General features: G+C 43.5%; 19 protein-coding genes and 1 other annotated feature. All 19 genes read left to right on the top strand.

The annotated features are described in order from the left end of the window. The first annotated feature begins 75 nt into the window (after nt 1–75). Nucleotides 76–612 carry a DUF6323 family protein gene (locus ACTNBF_RS01215; RefSeq protein WP_441088619.1) on the top strand — a complete coding sequence of 179 codons (537 nt, stop codon included), beginning with the start codon at nt 76–78 and terminating at the stop codon, nt 610–612. A 4-nt stretch (nt 613–616) separates the two neighbouring features. Next, nucleotides 617–1,402: a DUF6179 domain-containing protein gene (locus tag ACTNBF_RS01220; RefSeq protein ID WP_441088620.1), complete on the top strand. Its 786-nt coding sequence runs from the start codon at nt 617–619 to the stop codon at nt 1,400–1,402. Between the two features lie 76 nt (nt 1,403–1,478). After that, nucleotides 1,479–2,717, top strand: a complete 1,239-nt coding sequence (locus tag ACTNBF_RS01225) for a DUF1015 domain-containing protein (RefSeq protein WP_441088621.1) — start codon at nt 1,479–1,481, stop codon at nt 2,715–2,717. A gap of 110 nt (nt 2,718–2,827) precedes the next feature. After that, nucleotides 2,828–3,060, top strand: a binding site (T-box leader). Between the two features lie 80 nt (nt 3,061–3,140). Further along, nucleotides 3,141–5,789 carry a valine--tRNA ligase gene (locus ACTNBF_RS01230; RefSeq protein WP_427806260.1) on the top strand — a complete coding sequence of 883 codons (2,649 nt, stop codon included), beginning with the start codon at nt 3,141–3,143 and terminating at the stop codon, nt 5,787–5,789. Between the two features lie 83 nt (nt 5,790–5,872). Then, nucleotides 5,873–8,131: an LTA synthase family protein gene (locus ACTNBF_RS01235; protein ID WP_441024186.1), complete on the top strand. Its 2,259-nt coding sequence runs from the start codon at nt 5,873–5,875 to the stop codon at nt 8,129–8,131. A gap of 24 nt (nt 8,132–8,155) precedes the next feature. After that, nucleotides 8,156–9,466: a bifunctional folylpolyglutamate synthase/dihydrofolate synthase gene (locus tag ACTNBF_RS01240; RefSeq protein ID WP_441016671.1), complete on the top strand. Its 1,311-nt coding sequence runs from the start codon at nt 8,156–8,158 to the stop codon at nt 9,464–9,466. After that, nucleotides 9,459–9,593 carry a hypothetical protein gene (locus tag ACTNBF_RS01245; RefSeq protein ID WP_427806263.1) on the top strand — a complete coding sequence of 45 codons (135 nt, stop codon included), beginning with the start codon at nt 9,459–9,461 and terminating at the stop codon, nt 9,591–9,593. Before ACTNBF_RS01240 ends, ACTNBF_RS01245 begins: the two co-directional genes overlap by 8 nt. Before the next feature lie 11 nt (nt 9,594–9,604). Further along, entirely contained in the window at nt 9,605–10,987 is a 1,383-nt protein-coding gene (locus ACTNBF_RS01250) for a tetratricopeptide repeat protein (protein ID WP_427806264.1), read from the top strand. Between the two features lie 131 nt (nt 10,988–11,118). Then, nucleotides 11,119–11,433, top strand: coding sequence for an STAS domain-containing protein (locus ACTNBF_RS01255; RefSeq protein WP_427806265.1), 315 nt, complete (start codon nt 11,119–11,121; stop codon nt 11,431–11,433). Further along, complete coding sequence (spoIIAB, locus tag ACTNBF_RS01260) at nt 11,433–11,903, top strand: anti-sigma F factor (protein ID WP_427806266.1); 471 nt, start codon at nt 11,433–11,435, stop codon at nt 11,901–11,903. Before ACTNBF_RS01255 ends, spoIIAB begins: the two co-directional genes overlap by 1 nt. Beyond that, nucleotides 11,882–12,595 carry an RNA polymerase sporulation sigma factor SigF gene (sigF, locus tag ACTNBF_RS01265; protein WP_441088622.1) on the top strand — a complete coding sequence of 238 codons (714 nt, stop codon included), beginning with the start codon at nt 11,882–11,884 and terminating at the stop codon, nt 12,593–12,595. Before spoIIAB ends, sigF begins: the two co-directional genes overlap by 22 nt. 70 nt (nt 12,596–12,665) lie before the next feature. Then, nucleotides 12,666–12,845 (top strand): hypothetical protein, encoded by a 180-nt coding sequence (locus ACTNBF_RS01270; RefSeq protein ID WP_427818870.1) that lies wholly within the window; start codon nt 12,666–12,668, stop codon nt 12,843–12,845. Beyond that, on the top strand, nt 12,829–13,494 hold the full coding sequence (locus ACTNBF_RS01275) for a stage V sporulation protein AA (protein WP_441088623.1): 666 nt from the start codon (nt 12,829–12,831) through the stop codon (nt 13,492–13,494). The genes ACTNBF_RS01270 and ACTNBF_RS01275 overlap by 17 nt, the downstream gene beginning before the upstream one ends. Next, on the top strand, nt 13,454–13,870 hold the full coding sequence (locus tag ACTNBF_RS01280; RefSeq protein WP_427806270.1) for a stage V sporulation protein AB: 417 nt from the start codon (nt 13,454–13,456) through the stop codon (nt 13,868–13,870). Before ACTNBF_RS01275 ends, ACTNBF_RS01280 begins: the two co-directional genes overlap by 41 nt. A 19-nt stretch (nt 13,871–13,889) precedes the next feature. After that, complete coding sequence (locus ACTNBF_RS01285; protein ID WP_427806271.1) at nt 13,890–14,342, top strand: SpoVA/SpoVAEb family sporulation membrane protein; 453 nt, start codon at nt 13,890–13,892, stop codon at nt 14,340–14,342. A 173-nt stretch (nt 14,343–14,515) separates the two neighbouring features. Continuing rightward, nucleotides 14,516–15,055, top strand: a complete 540-nt coding sequence (locus ACTNBF_RS01290) for a diguanylate cyclase domain-containing protein (protein ID WP_427818871.1) — start codon at nt 14,516–14,518, stop codon at nt 15,053–15,055. A gap of 15 nt (nt 15,056–15,070) precedes the next feature. Next, complete coding sequence (locus tag ACTNBF_RS01295) at nt 15,071–16,390, top strand: EAL domain-containing protein (RefSeq protein ID WP_441088624.1); 1,320 nt, start codon at nt 15,071–15,073, stop codon at nt 16,388–16,390. 103 nt (nt 16,391–16,493) lie between these two features. Beyond that, nucleotides 16,494–16,697: a hypothetical protein gene (locus tag ACTNBF_RS01300; protein WP_427806276.1), complete on the top strand. Its 204-nt coding sequence runs from the start codon at nt 16,494–16,496 to the stop codon at nt 16,695–16,697. Further along, on the top strand, nt 16,694–17,704 hold the full coding sequence (locus ACTNBF_RS01305) for a stage V sporulation protein AD (RefSeq protein WP_427806277.1): 1,011 nt from the start codon (nt 16,694–16,696) through the stop codon (nt 17,702–17,704). Before ACTNBF_RS01300 ends, ACTNBF_RS01305 begins: the two co-directional genes overlap by 4 nt. Nucleotides 17,705–17,719: the final 15 nt, after the last annotated feature.

A 17,719-nucleotide genomic window follows, 5' to 3' on the forward strand; every position in this document is an offset into this window, starting at 1 on the left:
TGGTAAATAATTCTGTACTGCGGTATAATCGGCAGACGATAAACCAAATGAAATCATAATAAGGGGGAAATCAGGATGGAAGAGAAAAACTGGATGCAGATCCTGTCCGGACAAAACCAGCTGGCGAAAGTCATAGCGACCAATCAGGTTACAGAAAAATTTGGCCTTGTATTATCAGAGGAGGATGCGAAGCTTCTGGTGAATGAAAAGTCGAAAAGTCTGAAGGAGCAGAAAAGAATCGAATATGGGGAGAGCATCCTTCCGAAGATCATTTATGAATTCTGCGATTCGGATTACATTTCCCAGAGAAATTATGTGGAGACGATCGGACATCTTCAGGACATTTTCTTTCTTTACAAGAATGAGATGATGGATGAAATATCGGATGACGAGCTTCTGCATTTTATGAAGGAGCAGTTTGAGACTGTCTGTTATGGAGATCTGGAATATCTGGAGAGCACCTGTCTGGATGTTTTTGCGCAGGCGATCCGGGCAGGATATCAGGGATACCATGTGACAGAAGGAAAGTCAGAATACGGAAAATTCGATCTGGCATCCCGTTGGGATCACGAAGTTTATCTGGAAGTATTGAAAGAATTGTGTTGGAGGTAGCGAGATGAAATATCTGGAATATGAGATAGAGGAACTGATACCAATCGTAATCCGGCTTGCAGAGAAATATACTTCTAAAGAAAGTACATCGATTACCTACGAAGCGGCAGCACATCTGATGGAAGCGGTGCAGTATTGCATCCGGGAATATGTGCAGGAAGAGCAGGAAACAGATAAAGAAGGGGAGGCGGATAGACAGATGCCGGAGGTTTCTAAGAAGAAAGTTCCGGCTGAACTGGCTTATGAGAGAGGATACCAGATTGTACTGGAAAAAGTGGATTGTGTCAGACGTATGTATCATGTCATTCTTCCGAATTTTAAATCATACGGCAATGAAAATTACAAAGATACATTTGAAAAGGGTATTCCGGTATTTCTGCGTTACTATAACCCGAGATTTGCCCCTCAGGATCCGGTTATCACGATGGACTATCCGGTGCTCTGGAGCATGGAGCAGCTTCAGGGAGTAGATGCGGTTGAGAAATATGTGGAAGCAATCCGCCTGGAGCAGAGATTCCTTGGAAAACTTCCCGATGAGTATGTCAGAAGAACACTGGAAGAATATCAGTATGATTATGAAAGGCAGTTTTTCAATATCTGCAATATCGTGCTGCGGGGAATTCTTCGCCGTATGATGGGGGAGAATGTACCGGAGCCGGAGCACCTGGAAAGGGCGATAGAAGGGTATCTGAGAATTCTCGTGAAGGAGCAGTACAAAGACTCGAAGGATTTGCTGCGGTATCTCAGGGAAGATGTAAAAGATTTCTGTGTGGAGTTGAAACAGAGATAATTTCTATTGCGAAATAAGAACAAAGAGAGTAAACTGGACATAAATTTATCAAATGTGATAGAAGAGGGTGAAGAACATGGCAGAGATCAGACCGTTCAGAGGAGTCCGTCCGGCGCCGGAGGTTGTCGCGCAGATTGCAGCACTCCCGTATGATGTATACAGCAGCAGAGAGGCGAGAAAAATCGTGGAGAATAATCCATTGTCTTTTTTGAAAATAGACCGTGCGGAGACGCAGTTTCCGGAAGGGACGGATATGTATTCGGAACAGGTATACGAAAGAGCCCGTGATACACTTCGGGAAATGAAGGCAGAGGGGCAGTTTGTTCAGGATGAGAATCCCTGTCTCTATCTTTATGAACTTACCATGGATGGCAGGAGCCAGAGAGGACTGGTGTGCTGTGCATCCGTAGATGATTATCTGAATCAGGTTATAAAAAAACATGAGAATACCAGAGAGGACAAAGAAATTGACCGGATTCGGCACGTCGATATCTGCAGTGCACATACGGGGCCCATTTTTCTGGCTTATCGTTCCAATGAAGGAATCAGAGAAAAGATTACGGAGGCGGTATCCCGGATGCCGGTGTATGATTTCGTGAGTGATGATGGAATCAGGCATCGTGTCTGGAAAATAGAAGAGGAAGAATGGAACCTGGATATCTGCAGACGATTCGGTGAACTGGATAGTCTTTATATCGCAGATGGACATCATCGGGCAGCGTCAGCTGTAAAGGTGGCGCTTAAGAGAAGAAAGGAAAATCCGGAATACACCGGAAAAGAAGAATTTAATTATTTTCTGGCGGTTCTTTTTGATGAGGCAGAACTAAGGATTCTGGATTATAACAGAGTGGTGCATCAGGTTCCAAGTGAGATTATTGGAAATCTTCCGGAGCTTCTTAAGAGCGGGTTTTGGGTTGAGTACACAGGGAAAGAAGAAATCCGGCCGCGGCAGAAAGGTGGAATTGCCATGTATCTAGAAGAAGGATGGTACCTTCTTAAGGCAAAACCGAAAATTTGCCCGGAAGATGCCGTGAGAGGTTTGGATGTTTCTATTCTTCAGGATCACATTCTTTCACCGGTTATGGGAATCCAGGATCCGAAGACCGATACAAGGATCCAGTTTGTCGGAGGAATCCGCGGCCTTAAGGAACTGATGAATATTGTGGATGGGGAGGAAAATGCAGTGGCATTTGCCATGTTCCCGACTTCTATGCGGGAACTTCTTGAAGTGGCGGATGAAGGGAGACTGATGCCGCCAAAATCCACATGGTTTGAACCAAAACTAAGAAGCGGAATCTTTATTCATGAGTTTTAGTGCACTGCCCCAGCACACTAGATTCTAAAGATTTTATGAATCTTTTATGAATCTTGATTTTCCATTCTTGACAAACCGGGGATTGAATACTATTATAATCAATAGTTATGAGAAAGGCAGAGAGAAAGAGGAGTATGTATTTAGGGCCGGAAAGAGAGGACCATTCACTGGCTGAAAGGTGGTTCGCGGGAAACGGATACAGAAGGTAGCTTTTGAGCCGGATATCTGAACGGGCGAGTAGGATATCACGGGGTGGTTTCCGTTACAGAACTATGAGATATATGAAGTATTAGAGAGACTTCATATAACAAAGGTGGTACCGCGTGATTACTACGCCCTTTACGTTTTGTAGAGGGCGTTTTTACATTCTTGGCGGAACCTTTATGAACACACAGAAAGTGAATGAAATTTGAGGAGGAAGCAATGAGTAAGAATTTGGAGAAAACATATAATCCGAAAGAAATTGAACCGAAGCTTTACAAAAAGTGGTGTGAGAAAAAGTACTTCCACGCAGAGGTGGACAGAGACAGGAAGCCGTTTACAACGGTGATGCCGCCACCGAATATCACAGGAAAGCTGCACATGGGACATGCGCTTGACAATACGCTTCAGGACATCCTGATCCGTTACAAAAGAATGCAGGGCTACAATGCACTCTGGATTCCGGGAACAGACCATGCGGCGATTTCGACAGAAGTAAAGGTTACGAATCAACTCAAAGCAGAAGGAATTGATAAGAAAGAGCTGGGAAGAGAAGGATTCCTTAAGAGGACCTGGCAGTGGAAGGAAGAATATGCCGGAACCATCGAGAGACAGCTTGAAAAGCTCGGTGTATCCTGTGACTGGGACAGAGAACGTTTCACCATGGACGAAGGATGTTCCAAAGCAGTAGAAGAAGTATTCATCCGCTTATATGAAAAAGGATATATTTACAAAGGCTCACGCATCGTCAACTGGTGTCCGGTATGTAAGACCTGTCTTTCAGACGCAGAAGTAGAACACGAAGAACAGGCAGGACATTTCTGGCATATCAAGTATCCGATCATCGGAACAGACCGGTTCCTTGAGATCGCTACAACGCGTCCGGAGACGATGCTTGGTGATACGGCGATTGCGGTACATCCGGATGATGAGAGATATACAGATATTGTAGGCAAGATGGTACTGCTTCCACTGGTTGGAAGAGAAATACCGATTGTTGCCGATTCTTATGTGGATAAAGAATTTGGAACAGGAGCGGTTAAGATCACACCGGCTCACGATCCGAACGACTTTGAAGTAGGAAAACGTCATAACCTTCCGGAGATCAATATCATGAATGACGATGCAACGATCGTAGAAGGCTATGGAAAATATTCCGGCATGGATCGTTATGAGGCAAGAAAGGCTATCGTAGCAGATCTGGAAGAACAGGGATATCTGGTTAAAATTGAAGAACATACACATAATGTAGGAACTCATGACCGATGCGGAACAACGGTAGAACCGCTGATCAAACCACAGTGGTTTGTTAAGATGGACGAACTGGCAAAGCCGGCTATCGAAGCAATTCAAAAGGGAGAACTGAAGTTTGTTCCGGAGCGTTTCAATAAGATTTACCTGCACTGGCTGGAAAATATCCGTGACTGGTGTATTTCCCGTCAGATCTGGTGGGGGCACAGAATCCCGGCTTACTACTGTGATGAATGCGGTGAGTTTGTAGTCGCAAGAGAGATGCCGGAGGTTTGCCCGCATTGCGGATGCAAACATTTTACACAGGATGAAGATACACTGGACACATGGTTCAGTTCTGCACTGTGGCCATTCTCCACACTCGGCTGGCCGGATAAGACAGAGGATCTGGATTACTTCTATCCGACAGATGTACTGGTAACCGGATACGATATCATTTTCTTCTGGGTAATCCGTATGGTATTCTCCGGATACGAGCATACCGGAAAGGCACCGTTCCATACCGTACTGATCCATGGACTGGTACGTGACTCTCAGGGACGTAAGATGAGTAAATCACTTGGAAACGGAATCGATCCGCTGGAAATTATCGACGAGTACGGCGCCGATGCATTGCGTCTTACACTGGTAACCGGAAATGCACCGGGAAATGATATGCGTTTCTACAATGAACGTGTGGAATCCAGCCGGAATTTTGCAAATAAAGTCTGGAATGCATCACGGTTCATCCTGATGAATATGGAAGACAAAGTGATCTCCAAACCGGATGACAGGGATCTGACCATGACGGATAAATGGATTTTGTCCAAGGTGAATACACTTGCAAAAGATGTGACTGACAATATGGACAAATTCGAACTTGGTATCGCAGTACAGAAAGTATATGATTTCATCTGGGATGAATTCTGTGATTGGTATATCGAACTTGTAAAATACAGAATCTATCATTCTGATGAGAACTATAAGAGTGCAAATGCAGCACTCTGGACTCTGAAAACGGTTCTTGGAAATGCACTGAAGATGCTGCATCCATTTATGCCGTTTGTAACGGAGGAGATTTATGGAGCACTGGTTCCGGAAGAGGAATCTTTGATGATGTCTTCCTGGCCGAGCTATATTGATGAGTGGAACTTCCCGGAAGCAGAGAAGGTTACCGATCACATGAAGGAAGTCATCCGCGGTGTAAGAAATGCACGTGCAGAGATGAATGTTCCGCCTAGCCGCAAAGCGAAAGTGTTTGTCGTATGTGAAAGTGCTGAACTCAGGGAAGGACTTACGCAGCTGATCACTTCGGCATGTCCGCTTATGAGTGCGAGCGAATTGGATATTCAGGCTGATAAAGCAGGTATTGCAGATGATGCGGTGTCGATCGTAGTGCCGGATGCAGTGGTTTATGTTCCGCTGGAAGAACTGATCGATTTTGAACAGGAAATTGAGCGTCTTACAAAAGAAGAGGCAAGACTGAACAAAGAAATTGCCCGCGCAAACGGAATGCTGAACAATGAAAAATTTGTCAGCAAAGCACCTCAGGCAAAGGTTGATGAGGAAAAGGCGAAGCTTGAAAAATATACACAGATGCTTGAGCAGGTAAAAGAACGTCTTGCAGGTCTGAAAAAATAAAAGTATGGCAGGCAGATGCCGGAAGGTATCTGCCTGAATGGTGCATAAAAACGTAAAAAGAGAGGAATACAAGAGGTTGTTTTATGAAAAAAATTCAGTTTAAGAAATTCAAATTCAAGAAACCTGATATCAGTGGAAGTATTCAAAAACTGAAGAATTTAAGAATGGAAGACATCAAGGATTACTGGAAAATGAAGCATGAACGCCGGGAAAGGATTCTGGAGGAGCGAAGAAACAGTGAATTTTCCAGAAAGATGGCACCGTATTACCGGCTGATGAATCGTTTCTCGCTGCTTCTTCACGCAATCTGGGCAATTCTGATCAATTTTATAATTGAAGCCTTATCAAGACATTCTTTGATAGAAGCATGGGATTACATGACAGAGTCACCGCTTGTATTTTCCTATAATGCATTTATGATATTTGTCACTTTTACCGTTGTATATCTGGTACGGCGGAGGGTGTTTGCAAGAATTATTATCAGCGTGGTATGGTTGTTCCTGGGGGTCTGCAATGGCATCATGCTGTTGAAACGAGTTACGCCTTTTAATGCCCAAGATTTGAAGACTTTTAAAGAAGGCCTATCGCTTTTTACTAATTATTTTTCCCCGTTAGAACTGATCATGATTGCAGTCGGTGTGAGTGCACTTTTGGTATGGGGTGTTGCCATGTGGCGAAGAGGAGGGCAATATGAAGGAAAATTGCACCGTCTTCTTGCGCTTGCAGGTGTTATTGTGAGCTTTGGAGCATATTCTCTGGTGACAGATCTGGCAGTTGAAAACAGAGTTGTTTCCACATATTTTGGGAATATTGCGTTTGCCTATGAGGATTATGGACTTCCATATTGCTTTGCCGCGAGCCTGTTTAATACAGGAATTTCGCAGCCGAATGATTATAATGAAGATACAATTCAGAGAATCAGCAATAACGGAGAACTGACAGAGAGTACTGCTGATACGGATGTTATGCCGAATGTGCTTTTTGTGCAGCTGGAGTCATTCTTTGACACTTCTGAGTATGAAGCACTTCAGACATCGATGGATCCGTTGCCAAATCTTAGAGAGATGTTTGAAGAGTATTCTTCCGGGTATTTTAAAGTGCCTTCTGTAGGTGCCGGCACGGCGAACACGGAATTTGAGGTGCTGACGGGGATGAACCTGCGTTATTTCGGCCCGGGAGAATATCCGTATAAAACGGTTCTCAAGAATCAGACGGCAGAGAGTGCAGCCACTGCATTTGCCGAGTTCGGATATGGTACACATGCGATTCATAACAACGGCGGAAATTTCTACAGTCGTGCAAAAGTATTTAACAATATTGGATTTGATACATTTACCAGTAAAGAATTTATGAATATTCTTCAGTTGACTGAAAACGGATGGGCCAAGGATGATATTCTTCTAACGCATATTGCGGATGCGTTGGATTCAACAGAACAGCAGGATTTTGTCTTTACCATTAGTGTGCAGGGCCATGGAAATTACCCGGAGACGAAGCTGATCGAGAATCCGAGGATCACAGTCAGCGGAATGGAAACTGAGGAAAAGAATAATGCCTGGGAATATTATGTCAATCAGGTATATGAGATGGATCAGTTTGCCGGAAATCTGGTGAAGATGATGGAAGAGCGGGGAGAGCCTACGGTCATTGTTTTCTATGGTGACCATCTTCCGACAATGGGACTGGAGGCAAAGGATCTGAAGAGCCGTTATCTCTATAATACGAATTATGTGATCTGGGATAATCTTGGACTTGAGAAGCAGGATCGCAATATACCGGCATATCAGATTATGGCCGATGTGATGGAACGGTTGGGACTGCATTCCGGAACAGTATTTAATTACCATCAGCAGAGAAGAAAGACGAAGGATTATCTGCTCGATCTGGAACTTCTGCAGTATGATATACTTTATGGAAAACAGTATGTGTATGAGGGAGAGCTTCCGATTACGGAAGGCCATATGGAAATGGGAATTAAAGAAGTGACGCTGACCGGACTGAATAGTAATCTGAATGGAAGTTACAGCCTCTATGGAACAAACTTTACGAAATGGAGTAAAGTTTATATTAACGGAGAGAAGCAGAAGAGCACATTTTTGAATAATACGCGAATTGAACTTCCGGAAAGCAAACTGGAAGAGGGCGATATTATAACAGTTAGTCAGGTGGGATCCAGCAATACGATATTTCGCACATCTGCGGAATATATCTGGATGAGTGGAAACCTATTAAAATATACAGACGAGCTGAAGCAGCAACTGGAAAGAGATCAGGGTACGACAGTTTCTGAAGTGAAGGATACAGATGCAGAAAAAGAGCCGGAAACGGAGGAAAATCAGTAACATTCTGCACAGTGAGGGGAAAGCGTGAATTACGAAGAAATTATTCATTATATAGAAGAGATACCTAAATTTACGAAAAAACACACATTAGAACATACTCGGGATTTTTTGAGAAGACTTGGAAGTCCCTGTCACAACAGAAAAATCATTCATGTGGCAGGGACGAATGGAAAGGGGAGCGTCTGCGCATATATGCAGGCGATTCTTCTTTCTGAGGGGAAAAGTGTTGGACTTTTTACATCCCCTCATTTAGAAAAAATGAATGAGAGAATCAAAATTAACGGAATCGACATTACAGATGAAAAATTTGAAAAAATATTTAACAGTGTGAAGGGTGTCGTGAATGAAATGGAAGAGGAAGGAATCGGACACCCCTCGTATTTTGAATTTCTGTACGGAATGGGAATGACAGCATTTGAAGATGCCGGGACAGAGTATGTGATTCTGGAGACCGGGCTGGGAGGACGTCTGGATGCGACAAACTCATTTGCGCATCCGTGTCTTACGGTGATTACTTCCATTGGAATGGATCATACAGAGATTCTGGGGGATACGTTGGAACAGATTGCTGCAGAAAAGGCCGGGATCATAAAGGCAAAGGTTCCGGTTTTCTTCGATGGAAGCTGTCCGGAAGCAGCTGCCGTAATCCGTCGAATGGCAGCAAATGTCGGTGCACCATGTAAAGAAATCGGGAAAGATGCGTTCGAAATTCAGGAAATTACGGACAAACATATTGCTTTTTCTATTTGTAGTGAGTATGATAGTAATACCAAATGGCAGGTTGAAAGTACCGGCATTTATCAGGTTATGAATGCAGGAATAGCCATTATGGCGATGCGGTCCATATTGGGTGATGAGGCAGACACGGAGAAATGGAAGGCCGCAGTGGCTGCCACATACTGGCCGGGAAGAATGGAAACAGTTATGAAGAATGTCGTTCTGGATGGGGCACATAATCTGGCTGCAATAAACCGATTCGCGGAAAGTATCCGGGAGCAGAAAAAAGCAGGGAATTTATTGAAAGATAAACTGGTCATTTTATTTTCGGCTGTTTCGGATAAAGATTATGAACATATGATCAAGGTGCTTTGTCAGGATGTGGATGCAGACGTATATGTTATAACAAAACTGGAAGATAAAAGAGGGGCAGATGCCAGGACCCTGGCGGAAGTATTTGAGAAATATACGGAAAAGCCGGTTCTGGAAGAAGCGTCTCTTAGTGAGGCATTTGAACGTGCAATAGAAGAGAAAGGAAAGAATGGAAGGCTGTATTGCCTTGGTTCTTTGTATCTGATTGGTGAGCTGAAAAGGCTGATAGGAGGCAGACATGCTTAATTTTGAAGAAGAACTGAAGAAATTTAAACCAAGTCTGGAAGTGGAAGAGATTGAAAAAGCTGTTTATGAAGAAGATTTGACGGATATGACAGATATTTTGCGGGAGATGCTTGAAAAAGCAAAATAGGGGAGAGTTTCATGGATTATTTACAGAAGTTTGCGTATCAGTCAAATTACTGGTACAATGATGGTCTGAAAAAGGCAAAAATCCGGGATCTGTCCGGGGCTATTTTGTCTTTGAGGAGGAGTTTACAATATAACAGAGAGAATATTGCGGCAAGAAATCTATTGGGACTTGTGTATTATGGCCGAGGCGAAGTGGTAGAGGCTTTGGTGGAGTGGATCATCAGTAAGAATTTCAAGTCTTATGAGAATATTGCCAATTACTATATTAAAAAAGTACAGGAGACACCGAGTGAGCTGGAGACGATCAATCAGGCGATTCACAAATACAATCAGTGCCTTCTATATTGTCGCCAGAATGGAGAGGATCTTGCAATCATACAGCTTAAAAAGGTCATTGCAGCGCATCCGAGTTTCCTGAAGGCGCATCAGCTTCTTGCACTTTTATACCTTCATACAGAGCAGTATGCTAAGGCAAGGCAAATCTTGCGACGTGCGCATAAGATGGACATTACCAACGAGATCACACTTGCGTATATGCATGAATTGACACAGATGCGAAGTCAGAAAGTGGCAAAGCTGAAAGAAGAGAAGGAACAGACGGTAACCTATAATCTCGGAAATGAAACGATCATCCAGCCGGTATCTGCGAGCCTTAAAGATAATGCGGCTGTGCTGACGATTGTCAACATTCTGATTGGCATTCTGGTCGGGGCAGCAGTAGTCTGGTTTCTTATATCGCCTGCTGTCAACCAGAAACGTACAGAAAATGCGAACCGGAATGTGATTGCATTGAGTGAAGAGGTGGAGTCGCGGGATACACAGATTGAGACATTGAAAAAAGAACTGGAAAGTTATCGGAATACCAGTGATCAGGCAGAAAATGCATTGCAGACTGCCCAGTCCACACAGCAAAGTTATGAGGCTTTGATGAAGGTGGCGGAGCAGTACGAAGGCGGAGCAACCAGTAATGCAGACATGTTGGATGGACTGTTTACGGTGAGCCCGGATGCGCTGGGCGAACAAGGAAAAGCTATCTATGATGAAATCTCAGGAGAGCTTTTCCCGACGATGTGTTCACGCCTTCTTGCACGGGCAAAGGAGAATCTGAATGAAAGCAATTATGCAGATGCAGTCACGAATCTGGAGAAGGTCGTCAGAATGGAGGCAGGTTATAGCGATGGTGAGGCTATGAAACTTCTGGGAGATGCATACGCCGGCAGCGGTGATGCTGATAAGGCGAAAGAAGCATATGGGAAGGTCGTATCAGATTATTCAGGAACACAGGCTGCGACAGATGCCCAGAGTGCTCTGGATGCAATGAATACAGCATCGTCACAGAATGACGGACAAAATACAGCAGATGGCAGCCAGACGGGAAATACAGGAACAGAATAGAGGAAAATCATTATCATAATATACGAGAGAGAAGGATATGCGGATGTGCATATCCTTTTTCTTTTGGTTCTGTGGTAAGGCATATGACAAAAGCGTCCGTTGGGCGTGAATTAATAAAAGGAGGAGTATCTATGCAGTATCAGGTTGAAGAAAATTGTCTGACGATTTTTCTGCCAAAGGAGGTGGATCATCACAATGCGGAAGAAATCAGAAAAGAGGCCGATCAGGTCATTGCAAAGAAGCATATTAAGCATGTGATATTTGATTTTAGCAGTACGAATTTTATGGACAGCTCCGGGATTGGAGTCATTATGGGAAGATATAGGCAGATCTATCTTCTCGGAGGTGAAGTCTGGGCAGTTCATGTGGGAGAACGCATGAAGAAAATCCTGAATATGTCAGGGGTAACCAAAATTATGCAGCTTTATGAGGAGGATATGGAGTAATGGAATATGCAGCAGAGGGAAAGAAAAATGAGATGGAGCTGGTATTTGACAGCCTGTCAGAAAACGAAGGATTTGCAAGAGTTGCCGTGGCGGCATTTATGACACAGATGAATCCGATTCTGGAGGAAGTGTCCGATGTGAAAACAGCAGTTTCCGAAGCCGTTACAAATTCGATTATTCACGGCTATGAGAAGGAAAAAGGCAAAATACGAATTTATTGTTGTGTTTCAGGAAGGGAACTTTACTTAGAAGTGGAAGATTATGGAATCGGAATTGAAGATGTTCAAAGAGCGATGGAGCCACTTTATACTTCGAAACCGGAGCAGGATCGTTCCGGTATGGGGTTTGCATTTATGGAAGCGTTTATGGACAAAGTAGAAGTAGAATCCATTCCCGGCGAAGGGACGATCGTTAAAATGAAAAAAACAACAGGAGACAGTAATCAAATATGGAACACACGCTCGCTTTAATCCAAAAATCTCACGAAGGAGATGAAGAAGCGAGAGCACAATTGGTGGAAGAGAATACCGGACTAATCTGGTGTGTGGTAAAACGATTTTATGGAAGAGGCGCAGAAGCGGAGGATCTGTTTCAGATTGGAAGTATCGGTCTTTTAAAAGCAATTGATAAATTTGATCTGTCTTATGATGTGAAATTTTCAACTTATGCAGTTCCAATGATTTCAGGAGAGATCAAACGTTTCTTGAGAGATGACGGAATGCTCAAAGTAAGCAGGTCTCTAAAAGAGCTGGCATACAAGGCTTTTGCATGTCAGGAGGAATTACAGAGAAAATGGGGAAGAGAGCCAATGCTCCATGAACTTGCAGAGTGTATGGGGGTAGAAAAGGAAGATCTGGTCATGGCTATGGAAGCAAATGCAGAAGTGGAATCGATTCACAAAACGGTTTATCAGAAAGATGGGCAGGAGATTCAACTTCTGGACAAGCTGAAAGAGCGGGAATCTGGAGAAGACCGGGTACTGGAACGAATTTTGCTCAGAGAACTGCTAGAGCAGCTCGGAAAGGAGGAAAGACAATTGATCTATCTTCGATATTTTGCGGACAAGACTCAGACAGAAGTTGGAGAACAACTGGGAATTTCTCAGGTTCAGGTGTCAAGAATGGAGAAAAAGATATTGGAAGAACTCAGGAGACAACTATAAAAAAATAAGAAAACTGCATATTTTACAAAAAAGATGACATACTACCAGCAGAAAGAGAGGTGTGTGGATTATGGAAAAAACAAAAAGAAGGATCCGCATCTTACTGCTGGCAGTTTTGATGTTTGCGGTCATTATCGGAGCAGTTTACTATTTTCAGACCATGGAATACTCGGACGATCGGACAGAGGGGACTCTGGTTGCAAAAATGTATGGATGGGAAGGGGACAACTGCTATGGCATCCGGAAATGATATTTTGTATATAAAAGGGGAAAAAAACACAGAGGTATCAAAGCTGGAAGTGACGTTGGGAGATTTACTTTCTATGGAATGCAGTAATCAGAATGTGCTGAATAAGGTCAAAACTCTGCGGATTCTGAAAATTCCCGAAAAAGGGCAGCATCGTTTTGTTATATCGGTTCTGAAAGTGATTGAATGCATTCATAAGGAATATCCGAACCTGACGATTCAGAATGAAGGAGAGATCGATCTTATCATCACATATGAAAACCCGAAAAAGCAAAACCGGTTGTATCATCTGGCCAAAGTCTGCGTTATTTCGGGGATTACATTTCTGGGAGCTGCTTTTTCCATCATGTCGTTTAATAATGATGTCGGAATAACGAAAATGTTCGGTCAGATCTACAGTCAGGTAATGGGGCATCCGTCAGACGGCTTTTCTCTGCTGGAACTCACATACAGTATTGGCCTGATTATAGGGATACTGGTATTTTTCAATCATTTTGGAGGAAAGAGGTTCTCTGTAGATCCGACGCCTATGGAAGTGGAAATGCGGCTCTATGAAAACGATATACAGTCAACTCTGATCGAGGCATACTCCAGAAAGAAGATGGAGCTGGATGTGGGGAAAACAGATTCTTCTGGGAATACTGGGGCTTAGTGCCGGAATGGGAACGGCAGCAGGACTGTTCTCATTTATCATCGGATTAGGAGTTGTTTCGGATTTTGCCGATCGAACCCATACAGGAGAAAAGATTCTGTGGTATGAGGACTGTATAGCAGCCGGAGGAATTCTGGGAAATCTCTTCTGGGTCTATCAGATCTGGATTCCGGGGGGAAGATGGCTGCTGTCTGTGTTCGGATTATTCTCCGGAATCTTCGTGGGCTGCTGGTCTATGGCACTGGCGGAGGTGCTGAATATTTTTCCTATTTTTGTGCGAAGAATAAAATTGATAAAGTGTATTCCGTTTCTGATTCTGGGGATGGCACTCGGAAAAGGAATCGGAGCAATCTGGTATTTCTACATGAGATGGTAAAAAAGAATGTGGTTGGAGGATGCAAATGAAACAGAATGGTTATGAAAAGTATGTAAAAGAAAGAACTCCAGTAAGAAAGCTGGGACCGGATATGGCAAAAGCTTTTGTGACAGGAGGAGTGATCTGCGTGATAGGGCAGGGGATTCTGAACTATTGTGAAATGCTGGGATTGGATCAAGATACGAGTGGAGGGTGGTGCTCTATGATTTTGGTGCTTTTGAGTGTGATCCTCACCGGAATCGGAGTGTATCCGAAGATTGCAGACTGGGGAGGAGCAGGTGCGCTTGTGCCGATTACGGGATTTGCCAACTCAGTAGCTGCACCGGCAATCGAGTATAAGAAAGAAGGACAGGTCATGGGAATCGGATGTAAGATCTTTACGATAGCCGGACCGGTCATTCTATATGGAATCTTTACAAGCTGGGTATTAGGAATCATATATTGGATCGGAACAGTGACCGGAGTGGTGTAAGCCACTCCTTTATTAGTTTCGTGTGTAAAAATGGAAAAAGTGCTCATGTTTATCTAGTAAAACACAGCATATTTTGGTGAAATGAAACATATAGCGGCATTTTGGGCAATCATGCTGCTGAAAGGAGTATTGTATCAAAGATATGAAAGGACAAAAGATCGGGGAGGGGTACTGTGAAAACGGGAAATAGAATGCAAAGTGAAAGAACGCATAACAATGAGTGCGATCATCTTACCGGGCTTTGCAGCAGAGAAGCGTTTTACTTGCAGGTCTCAGACATTCTGGAGAAAGATCCGGATACGCAGTATGATATGGTCGTAGCAGACGTAGAGAACTTTAAAGTGGTCAATGAACGTTTTGGAATCAAAAATGGAGATAAAGTGCTTTGCTACCTGGCGGATAAGTATCAGAGACTTCTGAATGGAGAAGGAATCTGTACCCGTATGCATGGAGATGTATTTGCTATGCCGATCCGGCATGGTGACGGAAGCTGGAAGGAACGGATTCTATGGCAGTTTGGAGAAAATGAGAATGAGATGGAATTTCGAAATCTGGTGATCAAATATGGAATATATGAGCATGTAGATCGCAGAATCGTACCGTCCGGGATGTGCGACAGAGCTGTACTGGCGCTGAACCGTATCAAAAAGATGTACGGTAAAAATGTAGCTATGTACGATGACTCTCTTCGTGCAACACTTCTTCGTGAATAGCAAATCCTTGATACGATGGAAAGAGCGTTAAAAGAACGCCAGTTTCAGGTTTATTATCAGGCAAAATATGATATCAATACAGAGAATATCATCGGAGCAGAGGCATTGGTGCGATGGATCCATCCGGAAATGGGATTTATGTCTCCGGGGGAGTTCATTCCGTTATTTGAAAAAAATGGATTTATTGTAAAAGTAGATTATTATGTGTGGGAGGAAGCATGTAAAATACTGAGAAAATGGAAAGAGGAAAACAGAACGATGATTCCAATCTCTGTCAATGTTTCTCGGGTGGATTTTGAATTGCCGGGACTCGTAGAAAGGATCACCCATCTTGCAGATCAGTATGAGATTGAACGAAAATATCTGCATCTGGAAATCACGGAATCGGTTTACACCGATGAACCGCAGCAGATCATACAGATGGTGAACAAACTTCGCGAGAATGGATTTAAGATTGAGATGGATGACTTTGGATCAGGATATTCTTCGTTAAACATGCTCAGTGAACTCTCTGTTGATACTTTGAAGCTGGATATGAAGTTCATACAAAAGAACTCCAATGACCGGAAAAATATTCTTGGGTTTATCATTAGCTTGTCAAAATGGCTGAATCTGTCTACGATTGCAGAAGGCGTGGAGACGAAAGAGCAGATTGAAAAGCTGAAAAGTTTCGGCTGCGATTATGTGCAGGGATATTACTACGCAAAACCTGTACCGTATGAGGAGTTTGAACAGCTGTTGGATAAAAAGACAGAAAGCAAAGCATCGGTTGATGTGATTGCGAAGGAAGAAGAAATATTGAAAATATGTAGTGGAGAAAAATATTCGATTCTGATTGTTGATGATAATGAAATGAACAGAGAACTACTGAAATCAATGCTGGAAGAGTATTACACTGTGCATGAGGTTTGCAATGGTCAGGAGGCAATGGACTATCTTTTGGAGCATCCTGGAAAGATTTCCCTGATAGTTCTGTATGGTGAAATTCCGCTGGATGATATGGAACTGTTTAATCAGATTCTGGAGGAGAAACAGGCTAAATATTTATTCCTGCTGGACAGCGATGGTAATTATATCGTCAGATATGGAATTACACTAAAAGAAAAGAGTTTGATAGAAACGTTGGATATGGTCCGATTTGATAAGGACAATCCACAAGTACATAACAGCACACAGGTGCTGGAAAAAATGAAGAAAAAGGAAGAGATTCTGTATGCAATCAACCGTGGCCAGAACGAGGAGATTGGAGTGCTCACGCCGATTCCTGACAGCTCCTCGGTCGGAGTGGCGCTGATGCCGGATCATGGAATAGATTGGATAATGTTTCCAGCTTAGAAACGAAAGATATGAGTTATACTATGCAGGTAAGAAAATCATTTTAGAAGATGACTTAAAAGATTATCTGATTTATCAGGATGAAATGACAGGAGAAAGAAGTATGGAAGAAAGAAATGTAAGAGAATTGCCGATCGGTTTTACAATGAATCTGGCAATGAATGAGAAGGCGATGAAAGCATTTTCCAATATGGATGAAATGCAGAAAAGGAGTGTAGAAGAAGAAAGCAGACGAGTGAAATCTAAAAATGAAATGGAGAATCTTGTGAACCGTCTGGCACAGGAAGAAATGGGGTGCCGGCAATGAATCACATGAAAGGGATGCAGAGCATTTTATTTGGAGAATCTCCGTTTCTTACCAGCAGCGGCTCGGTAGTTGGAAAGAAAGAGAGTGAAGGTCCGCTGGGAAAAAAATTTGATATTGCGTCAGACGACGATCTGTTTGGAGAGCAGACATGGGAAGCGGCGGAAAGCACGATGCAGACTATGGCCTGTCAGCTTGCGATGAAAAAGGCAGGAGTTATGCCGGAAGAGATTCGGTATCTCTTTGGCGGTGATCTGCTTCGCCAGGGAATTGCAACTTCAATGGGTGTGGAGGAGCTGAAAATACCCATGTTCGGACTTTTTGGAGCTTGTTCTACCTCCGGGGAGGCGATTGCACTTGCGTCAATGACGGTAGCAGGAGGTTACGCAGAGCAGGTTCTGGCAGTAACCTCCAGTCATTTCGGGAGTGCGGAAAAAGAGTTCCGGTTTCCGCTTGGATATGCGAATCAGAGGCCGCTTTCCGCGTCTTGGACTGTGACCGGAAGCGGGGCATTTCTTGTGGGCAAAAAGAAGAGTCATGTGCGAATCGGTGGTGTGACAATTGGAAAAATAGTGGATTACGGTATGAAGGATTCACAAAATATGGGAGCCTGTATGGCGCCTGCGGCCTGTGATACGATTTTGCAGAATCTTGCGGATTTCGGATATCAGACAAGTGATTATGACCGGATTATAACCGGAGATCTGGGATATGTAGGACAGACGATATTATTTGACCTGATCCGTAAAAACGGAGAAGATATCAAAGAAAATCATATGGACTGCGGAATGCTGATCTTTGACCAGAAAACACAGAACACCAATGCCGGAGGAAGCGGCTGCGGATGTGCGGCGGCAACACTGTCTGCATATATTCTTCCAAAACTGGAAAAGGGTGAGTGGAAGCGAATCTTATTTGTACCGACCGGCGCACTGATGTCTACCGTCAGCTATAACGAAGGAGAAAGCGTACCGGGAATCGCACATGGAATCATTCTGGAACACTGTTAGAAGGAAAAAGCAGAT

This window comes from Bariatricus sp. HCP28S3_A4 (genome assembly GCF_052066395.1).
Taxonomy (GTDB): Bacteria; Bacillota; Clostridia; order Lachnospirales; family Lachnospiraceae; genus Allocoprococcus.

Coding starts and splice junctions, on each gene's coding strand:
- ACTNBF_RS01215 (WP_441088619.1), top strand. CDS start 76: ATGGAAGAGAAAAACTGGATGCAGATCCTGTCCGGACAAAACCAGCTG.
- ACTNBF_RS01220 (WP_441088620.1), top strand. CDS start 617: ATGAAATATCTGGAATATGAGATAGAGGAACTGATACCAATCGTAATC.
- ACTNBF_RS01225 (WP_441088621.1), top strand. CDS start 1,479: ATGGCAGAGATCAGACCGTTCAGAGGAGTCCGTCCGGCGCCGGAGGTT.
- ACTNBF_RS01230 (WP_427806260.1), top strand. CDS start 3,141: ATGAGTAAGAATTTGGAGAAAACATATAATCCGAAAGAAATTGAACCG.
- ACTNBF_RS01235 (WP_441024186.1), top strand. CDS start 5,873: ATGAAAAAAATTCAGTTTAAGAAATTCAAATTCAAGAAACCTGATATC.
- ACTNBF_RS01245 (WP_427806263.1), top strand. CDS start 9,459: ATGCTTAATTTTGAAGAAGAACTGAAGAAATTTAAACCAAGTCTGGAA.
- ACTNBF_RS01250 (WP_427806264.1), top strand. CDS start 9,605: ATGGATTATTTACAGAAGTTTGCGTATCAGTCAAATTACTGGTACAAT.
- ACTNBF_RS01255 (WP_427806265.1), top strand. CDS start 11,119: ATGCAGTATCAGGTTGAAGAAAATTGTCTGACGATTTTTCTGCCAAAG.
- spoIIAB (WP_427806266.1), top strand. CDS start 11,433: ATGGAATATGCAGCAGAGGGAAAGAAAAATGAGATGGAGCTGGTATTT.
- sigF (WP_441088622.1), top strand. CDS start 11,882: ATGGAACACACGCTCGCTTTAATCCAAAAATCTCACGAAGGAGATGAA.
- ACTNBF_RS01270 (WP_427818870.1), top strand. CDS start 12,666: ATGGAAAAAACAAAAAGAAGGATCCGCATCTTACTGCTGGCAGTTTTG.
- ACTNBF_RS01275 (WP_441088623.1), top strand. CDS start 12,829: ATGGCATCCGGAAATGATATTTTGTATATAAAAGGGGAAAAAAACACA.
- ACTNBF_RS01280 (WP_427806270.1), top strand. CDS start 13,454: ATGTGGGGAAAACAGATTCTTCTGGGAATACTGGGGCTTAGTGCCGGA.
- ACTNBF_RS01285 (WP_427806271.1), top strand. CDS start 13,890: ATGCAAATGAAACAGAATGGTTATGAAAAGTATGTAAAAGAAAGAACT.
- ACTNBF_RS01295 (WP_441088624.1), top strand. CDS start 15,071: ATGGAAAGAGCGTTAAAAGAACGCCAGTTTCAGGTTTATTATCAGGCA.
- ACTNBF_RS01300 (WP_427806276.1), top strand. CDS start 16,494: ATGGAAGAAAGAAATGTAAGAGAATTGCCGATCGGTTTTACAATGAAT.
- ACTNBF_RS01305 (WP_427806277.1), top strand. CDS start 16,694: ATGAATCACATGAAAGGGATGCAGAGCATTTTATTTGGAGAATCTCCG.